General features: G+C 61.7%; 15 protein-coding genes. 3 read left to right on the forward strand and 12 right to left on the reverse strand.

Going from position 1 to position 19,483, the window contains the following annotated elements; genetic code table 11:
• Positions 1-2: 2 nt before the first annotated feature.
• The 6 genes from ACQ4W0_RS13915 to pstS form a co-directional block, all read right to left on the reverse strand.
• The gene (locus ACQ4W0_RS13915) at positions 3-692 is read right to left on the reverse strand and encodes a response regulator (RefSeq protein WP_034755074.1); all 690 of its coding nucleotides are present in this window, start codon (positions 690-692) and stop codon (positions 3-5) included.
• Positions 693-697: 5 nt separating this feature from the next.
• Positions 698-1,408 (reverse strand): phosphate signaling complex protein PhoU, encoded by a 711-nt coding sequence (gene phoU / locus ACQ4W0_RS13920; RefSeq protein WP_034778131.1) that lies wholly within the window; start codon positions 1,406-1,408, stop codon positions 698-700.
• A gap of 48 nt (positions 1,409-1,456) precedes the next feature.
• Positions 1,457-2,239: a phosphate ABC transporter ATP-binding protein PstB gene (gene pstB, locus ACQ4W0_RS13925; RefSeq protein WP_010396817.1), complete on the reverse strand. Its 783-nt coding sequence runs from the start codon at positions 2,237-2,239 to the stop codon at positions 1,457-1,459.
• A gap of 38 nt (positions 2,240-2,277) precedes the next feature.
• The gene (gene pstA / locus ACQ4W0_RS13930; protein ID WP_436577253.1) at positions 2,278-3,174 is read right to left on the reverse strand and encodes a phosphate ABC transporter permease PstA; all 897 of its coding nucleotides are present in this window, start codon (positions 3,172-3,174) and stop codon (positions 2,278-2,280) included.
• Positions 3,171-4,142, reverse strand: a complete 972-nt coding sequence (gene pstC, locus ACQ4W0_RS13935) for a phosphate ABC transporter permease subunit PstC (RefSeq protein ID WP_436577254.1) — start codon at positions 4,140-4,142, stop codon at positions 3,171-3,173. Before pstC ends, pstA begins: the two co-directional genes overlap by 4 nt.
• A 213-nt stretch (positions 4,143-4,355) precedes the next feature.
• Positions 4,356-5,390, reverse strand: a complete 1,035-nt coding sequence (gene pstS / locus ACQ4W0_RS13940; RefSeq protein ID WP_436577255.1) for a phosphate ABC transporter substrate-binding protein PstS — start codon at positions 5,388-5,390, stop codon at positions 4,356-4,358.
• Between the two features lie 286 nt (positions 5,391-5,676).
• Between pstS and ppk1 the strand changes: the two genes are divergently transcribed.
• From ppk1 to ACQ4W0_RS13955, 3 genes are all read left to right on the forward strand, one after another.
• Positions 5,677-7,770, forward strand: coding sequence for a polyphosphate kinase 1 (gene ppk1 / locus ACQ4W0_RS13945; RefSeq protein ID WP_436577256.1), 2,094 nt, complete (start codon positions 5,677-5,679; stop codon positions 7,768-7,770).
• Between the two features lie 25 nt (positions 7,771-7,795).
• Entirely contained in the window at positions 7,796-8,254 is a 459-nt protein-coding gene (gene sixA, locus ACQ4W0_RS13950) for a phosphohistidine phosphatase SixA (protein ID WP_436577257.1), read from the forward strand.
• A 311-nt stretch (positions 8,255-8,565) separates the two neighbouring features.
• Entirely contained in the window at positions 8,566-8,691 is a 126-nt protein-coding gene (locus ACQ4W0_RS13955) for a hypothetical protein (RefSeq protein ID WP_436577258.1), read from the forward strand.
• A gap of 69 nt (positions 8,692-8,760) precedes the next feature.
• Here the strand turns inward: ACQ4W0_RS13955 and ACQ4W0_RS13960 are convergent, their stop codons facing one another.
• The 6 genes from ACQ4W0_RS13960 to ACQ4W0_RS13985 all read right to left on the reverse strand — a co-directional run bounded on the left by ACQ4W0_RS13960 (position 8,761) and on the right by ACQ4W0_RS13985 (position 19,451).
• Complete coding sequence (locus ACQ4W0_RS13960) at positions 8,761-9,822, reverse strand: polyamine ABC transporter substrate-binding protein (RefSeq protein WP_436577259.1); 1,062 nt, start codon at positions 9,820-9,822, stop codon at positions 8,761-8,763.
• Positions 9,823-10,065: 243 nt separating this feature from the next.
• Complete coding sequence (gene clpB, locus ACQ4W0_RS13965) at positions 10,066-12,672, reverse strand: ATP-dependent chaperone ClpB (protein WP_436577260.1); 2,607 nt, start codon at positions 12,670-12,672, stop codon at positions 10,066-10,068.
• Positions 12,673-12,793: 121 nt separating this feature from the next.
• On the reverse strand, positions 12,794-13,267 hold the full coding sequence (moaE, locus tag ACQ4W0_RS13970) for a molybdopterin synthase catalytic subunit MoaE (RefSeq protein WP_436577261.1): 474 nt from the start codon (positions 13,265-13,267) through the stop codon (positions 12,794-12,796).
• A complete protein-coding gene (locus ACQ4W0_RS13975) occupies positions 13,264-15,837 on the reverse strand; it encodes a DUF349 domain-containing protein (protein WP_436577262.1) in 2,574 nt (857 codons plus the stop codon). Before ACQ4W0_RS13975 ends, moaE begins: the two co-directional genes overlap by 4 nt.
• 179 nt (positions 15,838-16,016) lie before the next feature.
• The gene (locus ACQ4W0_RS13980; RefSeq protein ID WP_436577263.1) at positions 16,017-16,679 is read right to left on the reverse strand and encodes a hypothetical protein; all 663 of its coding nucleotides are present in this window, start codon (positions 16,677-16,679) and stop codon (positions 16,017-16,019) included.
• Positions 16,680-16,784: 105 nt separating this feature from the next.
• Positions 16,785-19,451 (reverse strand): bifunctional acetate--CoA ligase family protein/GNAT family N-acetyltransferase, encoded by a 2,667-nt coding sequence (locus tag ACQ4W0_RS13985; protein ID WP_436577264.1) that lies wholly within the window; start codon positions 19,449-19,451, stop codon positions 16,785-16,787.
• Between the last annotated feature and the right edge of the window lie 32 nt (positions 19,452-19,483).

The following is a 19,483-nucleotide window of genomic DNA, read 5'->3' on the forward strand; positions in this document are numbered from 1 at the left end:
CTTTACTTTTCAGACAACATGTAGCCGACGCTGCGCACCGTCTTGATCAGGCTTTCCGCCTCTTTCAAGGCTTTGCGCAAGCGCAATACGTGGACATCGACCGTGCGTTCTTCGATCACCACATGGTCGCCCCACACCTTGTCGAGCAGCTGGCTGCGCGAAAACACGCGTTCCGGATGGGCCAGCAGGAATTTCAGCAGCTTGTATTCGGCATGGCCGATATCGATCTTCTGTTCATCCATCATCACGGTGCAGCTGACGGGATCCAGCGCCACGTTGCCGGCGCGCATGGGCGCCTGCGCGTGTTCCGGGCTCTTGCGTCGCAACAGTGCCTTGGCGCGCGCCAGCAACTCGCGCGGCGAGAACGGCTTGGTGACGTAATCGTCGGCCCCGCTGTTCAGGCCGGCCAGCTTGTCTTCTTCCATGCTCTTGGCGGTGAGCATGATGACGGGGATGGCGGCGAAATTGCGGTCGGCGCGGATGCGCGACAGCAGGCGCAAGCCCGTCTGATCCGGCAGCATCCAGTCCAGCAGGATCAGGTGCGGCGTGCGGTGCTGGATGAATTCCCAGGCATCGGCAACGTTTTGTACAGAACAGCAATTCCAGCCGGATTCGCGCAGCGAATAGGTCACCAGTTCAACGATGGCCGGCTCATCTTCAACAATCAATACCGTGGTTTTATCAGATGCCATAAAGCTTACTCAGGGAGCTCCTCGGAAATGGCGGGAGCAGCCACCTTGGTGTGGCGGATGTCCTTGCCTTCAACCACGTAAATCACGTATTCGGCGATGTTTTTCGCATGGTCGCCGATCCGTTCGATGGCTTTGGCCACCCACAGGGTATCGAGCGCCGCCGAAATCGTGCGCGGATCTTCCATCATAAAGGTGATCAAGTTGCGCATGATAGACCGAAACTCATGGTCGATGATGGCATCTTGTGCAATTAATTGTAAGGCCTGCTTGCCATCGTTGCGCGCGAATGCATCAAGCGCATCGTGCAGCATGTCGGTGGCCGTGTTGGCGATGCCGCGCACCATCTCGTAATGGTTGACGACGCCGTTGCCCCGCTTGTGCAGATTCTTCGCCACGCGGGCGATTTTGGTCGCCTCGTCGCCTACGCGCTCGAGGTCGGTAATCACCTTGATGGTGGCCATGATGGTGCGCAAATCGTTGGCGGCCGGCTGGCGGCGCACGATCAAATGGCTGCAGGCATCGTCCAGCGACACTTCCAGCTGGTTGACGACGTCGTCTTCGCGCATCACGCGGTCGGCGCGTTCCGGATTGCCGATGCGAAAGCACGTCATCGCGTCGAGGAACTGGGTTTCAACGATGCCGCCCATCAGGAGCACTTTCGAGCGGATCGCTTCGAGTTCGTTGTCGTATTGCTTGGATGAATGTTCGCCTATCATGCTGTCTCTCCGTATTCAGTTGTCTTGTGTATAGCGATGCGCGGCGGATCAGCCGAAGCGGCCCGTGATGTAATCCTGCGTTTCCTTGCGCGCCGGATTCATGAAAATCTGGTCCGTTTCGCCGAATTCCACCAGCTCGCCCAAATACATGTACGCCGTGTAGTCGGAGCAGCGCGCTGCCTGCTGCATATTGTGCGTCACGATGGCGATCGTGTAATCCTGTTTCAGTTCGCTGATCAGCTCTTCCACCTTCGAGGTCGAAATCGGGTCCAGCGCCGAGGTCGGCTCGTCGAGCAGCAGCACGTCCGGCTTCACGGCCACGCCGCGCGCGATGCACAAACGCTGCTGCTGGCCGCCCGACAGCGACAGGCCGCTCTTGCTCAGCTTATCCTTGACTTCGCCCCACAGCGCGGCCTTTTTCAGGGCCCACTCGACGCGCTCGTCCATTTCGCCCTTCGACAGGTCTTCATACAGGCGCACGCCGAAGGCGATGTTGTCGTACACGGACATGGGGAACGGCGTCGGCTTCTGGAACACCATGCCAACCTTGGCGCGCAGCATGTTGACATCCTGGTCGGCGTCGAGCACATTGCGGCCGCGGTACAGGATGGAGCCTTCCGCGCGCTGGCCAGGGTACAGGTCGTACATGCGGTTCAGGGTGCGCAGCAGGGTTGACTTGCCGCAACCGGACGGGCCGATGAAGGCCGTCACCTTCTTTTCGTGGATGTCCAGGTTGACGTTATGCAAGCTTTGCGTTTTGCCGTAAAAAAAGTTCAGGCCCGAAATCTCGATGGTTTTTTTCTTTGGTGCCAGGTCTTGGGCTGGATTCATTTGCGTATTCATATGGGTTCGCTTCGCTCGATATCTGTTTAATTAGGGACTTTTTGGCTGAACACGGTGCGCGACAGGATATTCAAGGCCAGCACGCTGAAAGTGATCAGCAGTGCACCGCCCCAGGCCAGCGAGCGCCAGTTGTCGTACGGGCTCATGGCAAACGATGCGATGACGGACGGCAGGTTGGCCATCGGCGCATTCATGTTGAAGCTTTGGAACTGGTTATTCAGGGCCGTGAACAGCAGCGGTGCCGTTTCGCCGGCGATGCGGGCCAATGCCAGCAGTACACCGGTGATGACACCGGCCTTGACGGCGCGCAAACGCACCAGGGTGGCAACCTTCCAGCGCGGGGCACCCAGGGCAAACGCGGCTTCCAGCAGGCTGTTCGGCACCAGGCGCAGCATATTGTCCGTCGTGCGCACCACCACCGGCACGGCGATCAGCGACAGGGCGATGGCGCCGGCGTAACCGGAGAAATGTTTTACCTGGGAAACATACAGCGCATACACAAACAGGCCGATGACGATCGACGGCGCCGACAACATGATGTCAGTGACGAAGCGCGTCACTTGCGCAAACTTGTTTTCTTCGCCGTATTCGGCCAGGTAGATGCCGGCCAGGATGCCGATCGGGGTGCTGACGACGGTGGCCAGGCCCACCATCAGGGCGCTGCCGACGATGGCATTGATCAGGCCGCCGCCTTCGCTGCCGGGGGCCGGCGTCGTTTGCGTGAACAGGTCGACGGACAGGGCACCGAAACCCTTGACCACCAGCGTGAACAGGATCCACACGAGCACGGCCAGGCCCAGGGCCATGGCGGCCACCGACAGGGCGATGCCGATGCGGTGCATCAGCAAACGCTTGCGGTAGACAGGGTTCATGGCCGGCTTGGCCGGAGCGTCGTGGCTGCTAACTTGGCTGAGCTGGCTCATTTCGTGCCTTCCTTGCGGGACATGCCAGCCAGCATCAGCTTGGCGGCGGATAAGACGATAAAGGTGATGACAAACAGGATCAGCGCCAGCGAGAACAACGAAGCCACGTGCAACTCGGATTGCGCTTCGCCGAATTCATTGGCCAGCAGGGAAGTAATACTGTTACCGGCGGCAAACAGCGACCACGACAGCTTGTTGGCGTTACCGATGACGAAGGTGACGGCCATGGTTTCGCCCAGCGCGCGGCCCAGGCCCAGCATGACGCCGCCGACGACGCCGGTCTTGGTGTAAGGCAAGACGATCTTGCGCACCACTTCCCAGCGCGTGCAGCCCAGGCCGTAGGCCGATTCCTTCAGCACGGCAGGGACGATCTCGAACACGTCGCGCATCACGGAAGCGATGAAGGGGATGATCATGATGGCCAGCACCAGGCCAGCCGTCAGCAAGCCGATGCCCATCATGGGGCCGCTGAACAGCTGGCCGATGACGGGCACGTTGCCCAGGGTGGCTTTCAGGATGGGCTGGACGTGATCGGCAAACAGGGGGGCGAAGACAAACAGGCCCCAGATGCCGTAGATGATCGATGGCACGCCGGCCAGCAGCTCGACAGCCGTGCCCAGCGGGCGGCGCAGCCAGGCCGGGCAGATTTCCGTGAGGAACAGGGCAATGCCGAAGCTGACGGGAAAGGCGATCAGCAGGGCAATCACCGACGTCACCAGGGTGCCGATGATGGGGATCAGGGCGCCGTACTGGTCATTGACGGGGTCCCACTCGGCCGACACGATGAAATGCAGGCCGAAGGTCTTGAAGGCCGGTATCGATTCCATGATCAGCGAAATGATGATGCCGACCAGGACGACCAGCACCGACAGGGCGAACAACATCGTCACCTTGTGGAACAGGAAATCCTGGATACGCTGCTTGCGCATGGTGGAAAGCATTTGCGCGTGACTGATGGAATCGGTCATGGTGCCGCCTGGCATGGGGATCGTGGAGGAGGTAGATTGTGCGCTCATAATGTGCCATGTGGGTGGTACTGCAGGTATTGCTTGTTTGAAACTCTTGTTTTATCTTGCTTTTTTAGCCAGGACCGCCTGCAAAGGCTTGCGGGCGGTCCTGGCTAACTCCCTGCCCCGCCGTGCTGCTGGCGGGGACAAGGATGAATGACTCAGGCTATGCGATTAGTAGATCGATTTGCCGGAAGCATCTTTCAGGTTGGCTTTCCACGACTCTTGCACCAGTTTGATGACCGATGCCGGCATCGGCACGTAGTCCAGTTCAACAGCAGCGGCGCCACCGTTTTTGTAGGCCCAGTCGAAGAATTTCAGGACTTCTTTAGCCTTGGCTGCGTCAGCCTGGACTTTGTGCATCAGGATGAACGACACGCCCGTGATAGGCCAGCTGTTCTTGCCAGCCTGGTCGGTCAGGACCACGCCGAAGCCTGGGGTTTGCGTCCATGGTGCCGAAGCGGCTGCTGCCTTGAAGTTTTCGTCGTCAGGCTGCAGGAAGTTGCCGTCCTTGTTTTGCAACTGGGTGTGCGACATATTGTTTTTCTTGGCATAAGCCCACTCGACGTAGCCGATCGAACCCTTGATACGCTGTACGTTGGCGGCGACGCCTTCGTTACCCTTGCCGCCCACGCCCACGGCCCATTTCACAGCCGAGCCAGCGCCGATTTTCGATTTGAATTCCGGGTTGGTTTTCGACAGGAAGTCGGTGAACAGGAAGGACGTACCCGAACCGTCGGCACGGTGCACCACGGTGATTTCCGTGTCCGGCAGCTTGACGCCCGTGTTCAGGGCGGCGATCTCAGGCGCGCTCCACTTGGTGATCTTGCCCAGGTAGATGTCGGCAACGACCTTGCCCGTCATCTTCAGTTGGCCAGGTTTGACGCCGTCGAGGTTGACGATGGTGACCACGCCGCCCATGATGGCAGGGAACTGCATCAGGCCAGCTTCTTCCAGTTCTTCTGCCTTCAAAGGCATGTCCGAGGCACCGAATTCAACAGTCTTGGCCTTGATTTGCTTGATGCCAGCGCCGGAACCGACGGACTGGTAGTTCAGGCCATTGCCGGTATTGGCTTTGTAAGTCTCGGCCCATTTGGCGTAGATAGGGTACGGGAAGGTAGCACCAGCACCTGTCATATCTGCCGCCATGACGGAAGCGGAAGAAAATGCCATCGCTGCCGAAGCACCCACGACGATAAATTTGAACATTTGCTTCATTTGCATATCAAGTCCTCAGGGTTGTTAGGGCTCAAAGTCCCGGTTGAATGCTGCGCAGTCTAGCAAGCGAATATGACAGCTTTATGACATGCGCCAATTTTCCTGAAATATTTGCCTACGCCCGGGGAAATGCCATTTCCGGGGCGAAAAATGACAGGACTGGCGACGCTTTATGACAGCTTATGTCACGCTTACGTCATATTTCATGATTACACTTACAACGCGTCATACATGATGAAATACGGCTAGAATTAACTATCTGCAAAGACAAAAGAATATGAAACCTGAACTGCACATGGAAGTGACCAAATCGGGCATCCTGCTTGACCGCGAACTGTCGCAACTGACTTTCAACCGGCGCGTGATGGCCCAGGCGGAAGACCCGAACATTCCGCTGCTCGAGCGCCTGCGCTACCTGTGCATCGTCAGCAGCAATATGGATGAGTTCTTCGAGGTGCGCGTGGCCAGCCTGCTGGCGGCAGGCAGCATCGGCGGTACACTGGCGGGCCACCCTGCCCTGGCGGCCAATCTGGAGCGCATCGGCAAGGAATGCCATGCGCTGGTGGAACGCCAGTACGAGATACTAAATAACGACGTCTTGCCGGCCCTGCGCGAAGCGGGCGTGCATTTGCTGCGCGACAGCGACCGCAACGAGGCGCAGCGCGCGTGGGTCAAGCAGTATTTCGACCGCGAAGTGCGCCCCCTGCTCACGCCCATCGGCCTCGACCCGGCCCACCCATTCCCGCAAGTGGTCAATAAAAGCCTCAATTTCATCGTTTCGCTGAGCGGCAAGGATGCGTTCGGACGCGGCACGGCGATCGCCATCGTCAAGGCGCCCCGTGTCTTGCCGCGTGTCATCAAGTTGCCGGACGAGATATCCGGCGATGGCGTGTCCTTCTGTTTATTGTCCTCCGTCATCCACGCCCACATCTCGGACCTGTTCGCCGGACGCGAAGTAATTGCCTATTCGCAATTTCGGGTCACGCGCGACAGCGACCTGTGGGTGGACGAAGACGAAGTCAAGAACCTGCGCCAGGCCTTGAAGGGCGAACTGGTGGGGCGCCAGTTCGGCACCTCCGTGCGCCTGGAAGTGGCGCGCAATTGCCCGCCAGAACTGTCACAGTTCCTGCTGGACCAGTTCAGCCTGGATCAAAGCCGGCTGTACCGCGTCAACGGCCCCGTGAACCTGGTGCGCCTGTCGGAAATGATCGACCATGTCAAGCAGCCCGAGCTGCGCTTCCCGCCCTTCTTCCCCGGCCTGGCCCATAAAGCCATCGGCAGCGACATCTTTACCGCGCTCAACAAGCACGACATCCTGCTGCACCACCCCTACCAGTCGTTCCAGACGGTGATCGATTTCATCCGCAGCGCCGCCTACGATCCGTCCGTCGTCGCCATCAAGCAAACGATCTACCGCACGGGCATGAACTCGGACTTGATGGAGTCACTGATCACGGCGGCGAAGATGGGCAAGGAAGTGACCGTCATCGTGGAATTGATGGCGCGTTTCGACGAGGAAGCCAATATCAACTGGGCCGACAAACTGGAACAGGCGGGCGCGCAAGTCGTGTACGGCGTGGTGGGCCTGAAAACCCATGCCAAGGTGGCGCTCGTTATCCGCCGCGAAGAAGGCGCGCTGCGCTTCTATGCCCACTTGGGCACCGGCAACTATCACCCCACCACCACCAAGCTGTACACGGATTTTGGCTTGCTGACGGCCAACCAGGACCTGGCCGTGGAAGTGAACGAAGTCTTCATCCACCTGACCAGCCTGACCAAGCCGCACAACCTGAACCACCTGTGGCTGGCGCCGTTCGGCCTGCAAAGCGAAATCATCAAGGCCATCCGCAACGAGGCGAAGATCGCCCGCTCCGGCCGGCGCGGGCGCATCATCGTCAAAGTCAACGCGCTCGTCGATGAGTCCGTGATCCGCGCCCTGTATGCGGCCTCGACCGATGGCGTGAAGATCGACCTGATCGTGCGTGGCGCCTGCACCCTGAAGCCGGGCGTGCCTGGCTTGTCGGAAAACATCAAGGTGCGCTCCGTGATCGGCCGTTTCCTTGAGCACAGTCGTATTTATTACTTCCGCAACGACCTGGCGCACGATGTCTACCTGGCCAGCGCCGACTGGATGAGCCGCAACCTGTTCCGCCGCGTGGAAGTGGCCTTCCCCGTGCTGGACCGGGCACTGAAGCGGCGCGTGATCGCCGAGGGCCTGAATCCGTATTTGAAGGATAATACGAATGCATGGGAACTGGAACCAACAGGCCACTACGCGCGCCGCAAGCCGCGCGGCAAGCAAACGCCGTTCAGCGCCCAGCAGTATTTGATGCACACCTTGGGCACGCCGGGCGCGGAGGTCGGCGAATAGGCAATTCTACACAGAGGAGCACAGCATGGATCTCATCTTGTGGCGACACGCAGAAGCCGAGCCGGGCCTGCCGGACCTCGAACGCGCCCTGACCGTCAAAGGCCAGAAACAGGCGCGCCGCATGGGGGAATGGCTGGCTTCGCAACTACCGGAAAATTGCCGCATCCTCGTCAGCCCCGCCCTGCGCACCTTGCAAACGGCGGAAGCGCTGGGGCGCAAGTTCAAGCTGATGCCGGAACTGGCGCCTGGTGCCGAGGCGGAAGACATCCTGAAGGCGGCCAACTGGCCTGGCGGCAAGGAAACCGTGCTCATCGTCGGCCACCAGCCCACGCTGGGACAGGCGGCCGCCCTGCTGTTGACGGGCGAGGAGCAGGAGTGGGAAATGCGCAAAGCCAGCGCGTGGTGGTTTTCGCAGCGCGAGCCGGGCGATGCCATCAGCGTTTATCTCAAGGCCGTGATGGCGCATGACCTGGTGGTGAAATAAAAGGGCTCAAGCAGCGAAATGCGCAAGGCCAGTGCAAGAATGGACAGGTTCTCCCAGCGCGAGCCGGGCGACCCGATCAGCGTCTATTTAAAAGCCGTGATGGCGCATGACTTGGTGGTGAAATAGGGGTGGTGAAACAGGTATATGCGCAAAAAGTGCGCTGGAACAAATACTAGTATGAATTACAACTCGGCAGCCTTGCAAAGCGCTGCCGATCTGCTAGAGTTTAATTGCATCAACTACGTGTTGGAGCTCTGCTCTGGCACCTTGAGCAACCCAGCGGACAGCCGTCCAACGGCGGCTGAAAGACCATGTTAACCGTCCTCGTTTTTCTATTCATCGCCATCTTCGCCGCTATCATCGGCTTCGTCGCCTTTGAACTGATCGAAGAAATGCGCGGCAGCCACCACAAGCTGATGGACCGCTACCACGAGTAGTGTTCACTTCGGCAATATCGCATGGCGCCAGCGACGGCCACCAGCCCGTCCCTCGCGCCATCCTTGTTTTTATACTCCCGTTTTGAACTTCGTATAGATGCGCGTCATCAGGCGGCGGATATCGGCCGTGGTCGCTTCCGGCGCGGCCATGCGCTGCTTGTCGGCGTCGGACAGGAAGATAGCCTTGTTCTCGCCGATGTCCTTGCGTACATACTTGATGCTGGCCGGATTCGGATTCGCGTAGAACACCTTGTTGCTCAGGCTGGCATGCACTTGCGGACGCAGGATGTAGTTAATGAACAGGTGCGCATTGTTCGGGTGCGGCGCGTCGGCGGGGATGGCCATGGTGTCGAACATCAGGGCGGCCGTCTTCGGCACCAGCACCTGGATCACATTGCCGTTTTTCGCATCGATGGCGCGCTGGCGCGCGATATTGATGTCGCCCGACCAGCCCAGCGCGACGCAGACGGAGCCGTTGGCCATGTCATTAATGTAGCCTGACGAGCTGAACAGGGTCACGTAGGGGCGGATGGCTTGCAGCACCTTGCCCGCTTCCTGGTAGTCGCCAGCCGTTTTCGAGTACGCGGGCTTGCCCAGATATTGCAGGGCGGCCGGCAGCACTTCCGACGGCGAGTCGAGGAAAGACACGCCGCACGACTTCAGTTTCGCTGCATATTTCGGGTCGAAGATCAGGTCCCAGGCATTGTCGGGCATGGGCATGCCGCCCAGCGCTGCCTTGACCTTGTTGACGTTGATGCCGACCGTCGTGTAGCCCCACAGCCAGTCGACCAGGTAATCGTTGTTCGGGTCGATCTTCGACAGCTTGGCCTGCAGGTTGGGGTCCAGGTTGCCCAGGTTCGTCAATTTGCTCTTGTCGAGTTTGCGCAGCAGGCCCGCGTCGATCTGCAGGCGCGCCCACTGGGCCGTCGGCACGACGATATCGTAGCCGGACTTGCCTGCCACCAGTTTCGCATTGAGGATTTCGTTGTTATCGAAAACGTCATAGCGTACCTTGATGCCCGTTTCCTTCTCAAAATTCTTGATCGTATCGTCGCCGATATAGTCCGACCAGTTATAGATGTTCAGTACTTTTTCTTCCTGAGCCTGAACCTGGGCAGGCAATGCCAGCATGGCCGCCGCCAAGGTTAATCCCACTCCAATGCGCCGCCCTGCTTGCCATGTGTTTGCCATCGTACCGCCTCCGGAATTAGTCAGAAAATAGTGACGATGATAGCAAGAAGGGCGCGATCAGGTCTAGCCTGATCGCGCCCTGCTTTAGATTATGCCGATGTTAGCTTGCGCCAACAGCCCACAGCGTAAAACTGGGGTCACAATGGGGTAGCTTCCAATCCAGCAGGGACTGACCTGCCAACATTACACCTTGTCCAGCCCCACCTGCGCACCCGAAAACACCAGGTTGCCGTTGCGGGCGTCGATGCGGATCTCGTCTTTCGGGCCAAACTTGCCTTCCAGGATCAGCTTCGACAGCGGATTTTCGATCTGCTGCTGGATTGCCCGTTTCAAAGGACGGGCGCCATACACCGGGTCGTAGCCCGCTTCGGCGATTTGCTGCAAGGCCGCGTCCGTCAAGCTCAGCTGCATGTCCATGCGCGCCAGGCGTTCTTCGAGGATCTTCAGCTGGATCTTCGCGATCGCGCCGATGTTTTTCTCGTCGAGGCCGTGGAACACGACGATTTCGTCGATGCGGTTGACGAATTCGGGACGGAAGTGCGAACGCACCTCGGCCATCACGGCCAGCTTCACGACACCGGGATCATCGCTTTCCATGGCCTGGATCTTATGCGAACCCAGGTTCGAGGTCATGATGATGACGGTATTCTTGAAGTCCACCGTGCGGCCCTGGCCATCCGTCATGCGTCCATCGTCGAGCACTTGCAGCAGCACGTTGAAGACGTCGGCATGCGCCTTTTCCACTTCGTCGAGCAGGATCACGCTGTACGGCTTGCGGCGCACGGCTTCCGTCAGGTAGCCGCCCTCGTCGTAACCAACATAGCCGGGCGGCGCGCCGATCAGACGGGCCACGGAATGCTTCTCCATGAACTCGCTCATGTCGATGCGTATCATCGATTCTTCCGTATCGAACAGGAAGGTCGCCAGCGCCTTGCTCAGCTCGGTCTTGCCCACGCCCGTCGGTCCCAGGAACATGAAGGAACCATAAGGACGGTTCGGGTCGCTCAAGCCGGCGCGCGAGCGGCGGATGGCGTCAGCCACGGCCGTGATCGCTTCATCCTGGCCCACGACGCGCTCATGCAGCTTCTCTTCGATGTGCAGCAGCTTGTCGCGTTCGCCTTGCATCATGCGCGACACGGGTATGCCCGTCGCGCGCGACACCACTTCGGCGATTTCCTCGGCGCCCACTTCCGTGCGCAGCAATTTCGGCTGGTCGGGATCGCGTTTCGGGATGCCGCTGTCAGCCTGCTTGAGCTGGGCTTCCAGCTGCGGCAGCTTGCCGTATTGCAATTCCGACACTTTCTGCCAGTTGCTCTCGCGCGTGGCCTGCTCCATCTGCAACTTGACTTGCTCGATCTCTTCCTTGATGTGCGTACTGCCCTGCACCACGGCTTTTTCCGCCTTCAGGATTTCCTCGAAATCATTGTATTCACGCTGCAGCTTGACGATCTCTTCCTCGATCAAACCCAGGCGGCGCAACGATGCCTCGTCTTTTTCCTTCTTGACGGCTTCGCGCTCGATCTTCAGCTGGATCAAGCGGCGTTCCAGCTTGTCCATCACTTCCGGCTTTGAATCGATCTCGATCTTGATCTTCGCCGCCGCCTCATCGATCAGGTCGATCGCCTTGTCGGGCAGGAAACGGTCCGTGATGTAGCGGTGCGACAGCTCGGCCGCCGCGATGATGGCCGCGTCCGTGATTTCCACCTTGTGATGCAGCGCGTATTTATCCTGCAAGCCGCGCAGGATGGCGATGGTCGCTTCCACGGTCGGCTCGTCGACCAGCACTTTCTGGAAGCGGCGTTCCAGCGCAGCATCCTTCTCGATGTACTTGCGGTACTCGTCCAGGGTGGTTGCGCCCACGCAATGGAGCTCGCCGCGCGCCAGCGCCGGTTTCAGCATATTGCCGGCATCCATCGCGCCTTCGGCCTTGCCCGCACCCACCATGGTGTGCATCTCGTCGATGAAGACGATGGTTTGTCCTTCATCCATGGCCAGTTCCTTCAGCACGGATTTCAGGCGCTCCTCGAACTCACCGCGGAATTTCGCGCCAGCCAGCAAGGCGGCCATGTCCAGCGACAGTACGCGCTTGCCTTTCAGCGACTCCGGCACTTCGCCATTGACGATGCGCTGCGCCAGGCCTTCGACGATGGCGGTCTTGCCCACGCCCGGTTCGCCGATCAGCACGGGGTTGTTCTTGCTGCGGCGCTGCAATATCTGGATGGTGCGGCGGATTTCATCGTCGCGCCCGATCACAGGGTCGAGCTTGCCCTTGCGCGCCCGCTCCGTCAGGTCCAGCGTGTATTTTTTCAAGGCTTCGCGCTGGCCTTCGGCCTCTTGCGAATCGACCTTGTTACCGCCGCGCACGGCGTCGATGGCCGCTTCCAGGGCCTTGCGGGTCAGGCCGTTTTCGCGCGCCAGTTTGCCGCAGTCGGACTTGTCGTCCGTCATGGCCAGCAAGACCATTTCGCTGGACACGAACTGGTCGCCCGCTTTTTGCGATTCCTTGTCGGCCAGATTCAAGAGGGCCACGAATTCGCGGCTGACCTGCACGTCGCCGCCCGTGCCCGATACTTTCGGCAGGCGTTCGATCGAGGCGCCCAGGGCCTTGGACAGGCCGCCCACGTTGACGCCGGCCCGCTGCAAGAGCGAGCGGGCGCCGCCGTCGTCCTGGTTCAACAGGGCCGTCAGCAGGTGGACTGGTTCGATGTAGGGGTTGTCGTTGCCCACGGCCAAGCTTTGGGCATCGGCCAGGGCTTCCTGTAATTTGGTAGTGAGTTTGTCTTGTCGCATGAAAAGCGCTCCCGGTTAATTAGTTGTTAACCAAATTGGGGTGAGGCAGTACTTTTCAAGCATACACAAAGCAGAAAACCGATGCACTTGGGCAAATGCTAACGTGCGCGGCGGATACGATTCAAATGGGGCTTGCTTTTGCCGTCCATTTATCCAGCGCCGTCTCATCGCTGTCGCGCGCATCGACCCAGCGCGCCCCTTCCGGCGTGTCTTCCTTCTTCCAGAACGGCGCTTCCGTCTTCAGGTAATCGATGATGAACTCGCAGGCGGCAAAGGCTTCGCCCCGGTGGGCGGACGAGACGGCCACCAGCACGATCTGTTCCTGCGGCAGCAGGGGCCCTACACGGTGGATCACCAGCGCGCCGGACAAGGGCCAGCGGCCCCGCGCATGCTCGACGATGGCCTCGATGGACTTTTCCGTCATGCCCGGATAGTGCTCGAGCTCCATGGCGGCCACGTCCAGCCCCTCGTTCATGTCGCGCACCGTGCCGACGAAGCCGACGACGGCGCCTACCTTGGGGTTGCCTGCACGCAATTGTGCAATTTCTTGACTGAGGTCAAAATCAGCCTGCTGGACGCGGACGGAAGTGCTCATTTGGCGTGGCCTCCGATGCGGCGCAGCAAGGTTTCGATACGGCTGGCCGTGCGCGCATCGGTGGTGGCGGCAATCGCGCACAGCTGCATCAGCTGCGACACTTGCGTGAGCGGCTTCTGGCCCGACTTCAGCGACGACTGCAACACTTCCACCTGCATTTTCAGGCGGTCGCGGGCAAATTCGGCGCCGCTGTCGACGCCGGCGACGATTTCCAGGCGCAACACTTCATCACGCAAGCGCTCCTGGTTGGCCTGCAATTGCTGCACGTAGGCGGCGCTGCCCTCGCCCAGTGCGGCTTGGGCGGCGGCAAAGCGCTGCTGCAGGCTGCGTTCGTACTGGGTGTCGAGCGGTGGCAATGCGCTCCAGCGCTGAACCCAAGCCGCCGCATCGGCGCCAGCATCGCCTTCGACCAAGGCCGTTTCCAATGCCTGCGTCAGGCGCAGCTTGTCGCGCAGGGCATTGGCCTGGGCCGCACCGGCGCGCTCGGCGATGGCGTCCGCTTGCGCTTGCACGCCGGCGACAGCCTCTTGGTAGCGCTGCTCGATCTTCGCTTCGCTGGCGCGCGGCACGGGGCCGGTGGCGTTCCAGGCGGCACGCGTGTCGCGCAGCAAGTGGTGGATGAAGGCCGTGCGGGCTTTGTCATCACCCTCGGGCACGACGGCCGTTTCCAGCGCAGCGCACAGGGCTACGCGCGCATGCAGGTGATCGCGGCGCTCGTGGTCGGCCGCATGGGCCGTTTCCTTGCGCTTGGCAAAGATATCGTCGCAGGCGGCGCGGAAACGCTGCCACAGTGCCTGTTCCGCGCGGCGCTCCAGCGGCAAGGCTTTCGCCAGTTCCTGCCATTTGTCTTGCAAGGCTTTCAGCATGTCGACCGTATTGCGCTCGGACGGCTTCAGCAAACCTACTTCGACGATCAATTGTTCGCGGCGCGCCGTCTCGATCTGGCGCTGCGTGTCCAGCGGCTTCGACAGGGCGTCCAGCGCGGCGCCAAATTCCGTATCCAGGCGTTTCTTTTCCTTGCGGTCGATGGTGCCCAGGCGCGTCCACGCCTGGCGCAAACGCTGCGAGGCGGAGGCGACGTGTTTCCAGTCGGTACTCTCTTCGGCCGCAAGGGCCGCCGTTTCCGCGATCAATTCCTGGGCCTTGGCCGCATTGCCGTGGCGCTCTTCGGCCAGTTGCTTGAAATGCTGGGCCGCCGGTGCATACGCCAGGCTGCAGGCCGCATCGAAACGCTCCCACAGGGACTTGGGCGCGGGGCCGGACAAGGTATCGAGCGACTTCCAGCGCTCGCGCAGGCTGCCCACTTTCTTGGCCAACTCGGCCATCGGCAATTCTTGCGCCGGCAATTCCTCGCCCGCCTTGACCAGTTCCTCGCGCGACACGTTGCCGCCCCAGCGCGCCCAGTCGGCCAGGCGCTTGAATTCTCCGCGCACATGGGCCAGGCGATCCGCTTGCGCAGGTGTCAGGCGGCCGTGTTTGCTATCGCGCAAAGTCTTGTCATGCTCGGAAGCCACGTGCAATAAGCCATCCTGCAGCGCCACTTCCATGGCGTCGAGCACCTTGAAGAACTGCTCCGTCGCTTCTTTCGACACGGGAGCGAGCTCCTGGCGCGGCTTGCGCGGCGCCGCTTCGGCATGCACTGGCGTAGCTGCGGCAGTGGCGACAGGCGCCGGGGCGCTGGCCAGCACGACTGCAAATTGCTGCTGCAGGCTGTCGGACAGCGGCGACTCGGGCAGGCGCGGCAGGGATTGCCACGCGCGTTTCAGAGTCTCCGCGTCGAGTGTGGCGGCGTCCTGCGCCTGCCATTCGGCCAGCGCGGCCTGGCGCGCGTCGAACACGGCCTGGTGCTGCTGCAAGGCTTGCAAGGCGGACTGCGCCTGCTCGCGCGCCTGGATGAAATCGCTTTCCAGGTGTTTCGGCAGCGAAGCGCGTTCGGGCGATTGCGCATGCTGCGCATGTTCCGCATCCAGGCGGGCCAGCGTCTGCGCCAGTTCCCCGGCGGACTGGCCATTGCTCGCCAGCGCGCGCGCGGCGGCGACGGCGTCGATCACGGCGCGCTGCAACACCACTTGCGCTTCCAGGCGAGCGGCCAGCGCGGCACGCGCAGCGGTAAAGGCGGCCGCCAGTTCGGGCGTGGCCTTGATGACTTGCCATTGGCGGTCCAGCTCGGCTACCTGATTCGGGCTCAGCTTGTCATCGTTCAGCAGGCGCTGGGCGGTATCGATGCTGGCCTGGGCGCGCTGGGTTTCCGCCGCCTGGTGACGGATCAGGTCGATGCGGCCCTGCATCAGCTTGGCGACGCGGCGGTCCGTGTTGCGCATGGCCTGGTGGACTTTTTCCAGCAGGGGCAAGGCATGGACGTGTTCGGCGGCGATCAAACGGGCATCGGCAAATTCGCTGGACACAATGAATTCAACGGCGGCGGCTTCGTCGCCCGCCACGGCATGGGCACGCGCAACCTGTTCGGCACGGCGCGATGCGCTCTGCGCCGAGGCGGCGGCCTGTTCTGCCACGACAGGGTCTGGTGCGGAAGGCTTGCTGGCAGAACGCTTGAAAAGAAATTCGAACATGACGGGTTTCGCGTGGATCAAAACCACCATCATAACAAAGGCCGGGGCATTGCATCGGACAGGTCTGTACAAGTTACCAAATGAGTAACGCAACATGTCTCCCATGCTGGCACCAACGCAAAACCAGGGGCGTGGAGCCGGCGCAAACGGGCGCACGGGGGTGTGCGCTCGCTACCCGTTCAAGCCTGCGCGCGCAGCGGTTGTGGCACGCCAGGCAAGGCATCCGTGGCAGCGGTGCCGGCGCTGCCCGTGGTGTCAGCGGCATCAGCTGGCGTGCCCGGCGCCGGCAAGGGCACTGGCAAAACAAAGGGCAGCACTTGCGCCTTGCCACGGCGCGCTTCCTGCGCGCGCGCATCGTGGGCGAGAAACTGGTAGGCGATGGCAAACCACGCTTCGCCCACGATGACCTTGCGCGCCAGCGCGAACAGTTCGCGCTCTTCTTTTTCCAGTCGCTGCAGCAAGGCCGCGCAAAACGTGTCGATGGCCGCGCACAGCTGCTCGGCCTGCTGCTCGGAGCTGTCGAGGGCGGCACCTGCGCGCTGCTGCACGACATTGATGCTTTCCAGCGCCGCGTGGTTCAAGCCGTTGAGTTCATTGAGCAAGCCATCGGCATGCGGCGTGGCCTGGCGAATGGCGGGGATAAGATACATCTCCACCTTGCGCCAGTAGCCCCCCTGGTACAGCCGGTTCAGCCAGTCGCCCGTGTACTGCAATTGCGCCAGGCTCAGCCTGCTTTGCTGGCGCAGTTGCATCTGCATGTATTTTTGAAATGCCAACAAACTCATGCGGATGCTTGCCTGTTCCACCGACAGGGAAACCAATATATATGTTGCCGTAAGCATGTACTCACTCCCGAAAACGCGTTGGATGTGTCATCCTGGAAGTGAAAGTGTAAAGACTACCGACAGGGTCGGGTTTGATCCTGCACAAACCCGCAGCGGCTTCTTTCAGGGCGTGCGCAGCCCGATATGCAGGTTGACCACGCCCGGCTCTTCCGACGGCGAGACTTCGCCGCCAAAACTTTTCACCAGCCGCTGCATGCCCTTGTTGCGCGCCATCGCCTCGCCCACCAGCGCTTCCGTGCCGCGGCTGCGGAAGTAGTCGACCAGCTTTTCAAACAGGATGTGGCCCAGGCCCTTGCCTTTCAGGGCCGAGCGCACGGCGATGGCAAAGTCGGCGTGGATATTGTCCGGATCGGCCACGGCGCGCACCACGCCCAGGGTTTCCGGCTTGCCGTCCGGGCCCGTGTGCGTGGCGATGAAGGCCATGGCGCGGTCGTAATCGATCTGCGTCAGGCGCGCCAGCTGCGACACGGGCAACTCGCGCATGGAAGTGAAGAAGCGCAGGCGCACGTCGTCCGGGTCCAGCGCGTGGAACAGGTCCATGTGCTGCGGCGCATCCTCGGGGCGGATGGGGCGCAACAGGATGGACTGGTCCATCCACGTCACCTGCTCTTCCAGTTCCTGCGGATACGGGCGGATGGCCAGGCGGTCGCTCTTCTGGCCCGGTTGCAAGCGGATGCGCGCGTCGAGGGCGATCACACCGTCGGCGTCGGCCACCAGCGGGTTGATGTCGAGCTCGGCCAGCTCGCCGATATCGGCCACCAGCTCGGCCACCTGGATCAGGGTGTAGCAGATGGCGTCGATGTCGGCCGGCGGCTGGTTGCGGTAGCCGGCCAGCAGTTTCGACACGCGCGTGCGCGCCAGCATGTCGCGCGCCAGCACCATGTTCAGCGGCGGCAGGCCGATCGAGTGGTCGGCCGTCACTTCCACGGCGATGCCACCCTGCCCTACCAGGATGACGGGGCCAAACGCAGCGTCCGTGGTGACGCCGACGATCAATTCATGCGATTGCGGCCGGCGCGCCATCTGCTGCACCGTGAAGCCGTCGATCAGCGCATCGGGGCGCATGCGGCGCACGCGCTTGAGCATGGCGGCAGCGGCCGCGCGCAGGATGTCGGGCGTGTCGAGGTCAAGCGCCACGCCGCCCACGTCGGATTTGTGGGCGATGTCGGGCGAATGGATTTTCAGCGCCACCGGGTAGCCGATGTCCGTCGCCACGGCCAGCGCTTCTTCCACGTCGGCCGCCATGCGCGTGGTGGCCACGGGAATGCCGTAGGCGGCCAGGATTTCCTTCGAGCGGCATTCGCCCAGCACCGTCTGGCCGGCCGCCAGCGCGGCGGCGACGATTTCGCGCACGCGCGCGCGGCGCGGCGTGGCCGACATGGGCAGCTGCGCCGGCACCTGCATCAGGGTTTCCTGGTTGCGCCGGTACTGCACGATCTGCATGAAGCCATGCACGGCTTTTTCCGGCGTGTCGTAGGTGGGAATGCCGGCCCGGTTGAAGACCTGGCGCGCGGGCGCCACGGTGGTGCCGCCCAACAGGCACGACAGCACCGTGCGCGAAGTGGCCTTGATCAGCGGCGTGACGGCTTCGGCGATGTCGATCGACGAGACCATGGCCGTGGGCGCGTGCAACAGCAGCAAGGCGTCCGCCTGCGGCTCGTCGAGCAGAGGCTTGATGGCATCGACATAGCGCTGCACGGGCGCGTCGCCTGGCAAGCCCACGGGGTTGTCGTGCGACCAGCCCCGTGGCAGGGCCTTTTCCAGCGCGATCACGGTATCGGGCGACAGCTCGGCCAGCTTGCCGCCGCTGCCCACCAGCGCATCGGTGGCCATCACGCCCAGGCCGCCGCCATTGCACAAAATCGCCAGGCGTTCGCCGCGCTGCGAGCGGATATGCGTGAGCGTTTCCACGGCGTCGAACAGCTCCTCGGCCGAATACACGCGCAGCATGCCGGCGCGGCGGATGGCAGCGTCGTACACGGCGTCGGAGCCGGCCAGCGCGCCCGTGTGCCAGGCCGCCACGGCCGCGCCTTCCGCCTCGCGTCCTGCTTTCAGGACGATGACGGGCTTGCTGCGCGCGGCCGCGCGCGCCGCCGACATGAATTTGCGCGCCGCCTGGATGTCTTCCATGTACAGCAGGATGGCGGCCGTGTCGATGTCGCCGGCCAGGTAGTCGAGCAGGTCGCCGAAATCGATGTCATAGCTGCCACCAAGAGAAATGAACTTGGAAAAGCCCACGCCGTGCGCATTGGCCCAATCGAGCACGCCCGACACCAGCGCGCCCGATTGCGACACGAAGGCGATCTTGCCGCTGGTCGCGCCCAGGTGGGCGAAGCTGGCGTTGAGCCCCAGTTTCGGCACCAGCAAGCCCATGCTGTTGGGTCCCAGGATGCGCAGCAGATGCGGCTTGGCTGCTTTCAGCATGGCCAGGCGCAACGACTGTTCGCGCACGGGGTCGAGGCCGGACGTCATGACGATGGCGGCGCGCGTGCCCAGCGCGCCCAGTTCGCGGATCAGGGCCGTGATGGTAGCGGGCGGCGTGCAGATGATGGCCAGGTCCGGCGCTTTCGGCAGTTGCGCCAGCTTGCGGTAGCATTTCAGGCCCATCAACTCGTCGTACTTGGGATTGACGGGCCAAATATCGCCCTGGTAGCCGCCCCCCAGCAGGTTGGCCAGCGCGATGGCGCCCAGCTTGTGTTCGCGCGCCGTGGCGCCGATCAGGGCCACCGAGGCCGGCTTGAACAGCTTGTCGAGATTACGGATACTCATGTTCTGGCCTCATGGATTGCCGGAGCGGCTAC

The organism is Janthinobacterium breve (assembly GCF_051380895.1).
In the GTDB taxonomy this organism is placed as follows: Bacteria; Pseudomonadota; Gammaproteobacteria; order Burkholderiales; family Burkholderiaceae_D; genus Janthinobacterium.

What these genes read in the sequence shown, in the direction of transcription:
- ACQ4W0_RS13915 (WP_034755074.1), bottom strand. Translation starts at nt 692, where the DNA reads ATGGCATCTGATAAAACCACGGTATTGATTGTTGAAGATGAGCCGGCC.
- phoU (WP_034778131.1), bottom strand. Translation starts at nt 1,408, where the DNA reads ATGATAGGCGAACATTCATCCAAGCAATACGACAACGAACTCGAAGCG.
- pstB (WP_010396817.1), bottom strand. Translation starts at nt 2,239, where the DNA reads ATGAATCCAGCCCAAGACCTGGCACCAAAGAAAAAAACCATCGAGATT.
- pstA (WP_436577253.1), bottom strand. Translation starts at nt 3,174, where the DNA reads ATGAGCCAGCTCAGCCAAGTTAGCAGCCACGACGCTCCGGCCAAGCCG.
- pstC (WP_436577254.1), bottom strand. Translation starts at nt 4,142, where the DNA reads ATGACCGATTCCATCAGTCACGCGCAAATGCTTTCCACCATGCGCAAG.
- pstS (WP_436577255.1), bottom strand. Translation starts at nt 5,390, where the DNA reads ATGTTCAAATTTATCGTCGTGGGTGCTTCGGCAGCGATGGCATTTTCT.
- ppk1 (WP_436577256.1), top strand. Translation starts at nt 5,677, where the DNA reads ATGAAACCTGAACTGCACATGGAAGTGACCAAATCGGGCATCCTGCTT.
- sixA (WP_436577257.1), top strand. Translation starts at nt 7,796, where the DNA reads ATGGATCTCATCTTGTGGCGACACGCAGAAGCCGAGCCGGGCCTGCCG.
- ACQ4W0_RS13955 (WP_436577258.1), top strand. Translation starts at nt 8,566, where the DNA reads ATGTTAACCGTCCTCGTTTTTCTATTCATCGCCATCTTCGCCGCTATC.
- ACQ4W0_RS13960 (WP_436577259.1), bottom strand. Translation starts at nt 9,822, where the DNA reads ATGCTGGCATTGCCTGCCCAGGTTCAGGCTCAGGAAGAAAAAGTACTG.
- clpB (WP_436577260.1), bottom strand. Translation starts at nt 12,672, where the DNA reads ATGCGACAAGACAAACTCACTACCAAATTACAGGAAGCCCTGGCCGAT.
- moaE (WP_436577261.1), bottom strand. Translation starts at nt 13,267, where the DNA reads ATGAGCACTTCCGTCCGCGTCCAGCAGGCTGATTTTGACCTCAGTCAA.
- ACQ4W0_RS13975 (WP_436577262.1), bottom strand. Translation starts at nt 15,837, where the DNA reads ATGTTCGAATTTCTTTTCAAGCGTTCTGCCAGCAAGCCTTCCGCACCA.
- ACQ4W0_RS13980 (WP_436577263.1), bottom strand. Translation starts at nt 16,679, where the DNA reads ATGCTTACGGCAACATATATATTGGTTTCCCTGTCGGTGGAACAGGCA.
- ACQ4W0_RS13985 (WP_436577264.1), bottom strand. Translation starts at nt 19,451, where the DNA reads ATGAGTATCCGTAATCTCGACAAGCTGTTCAAGCCGGCCTCGGTGGCC.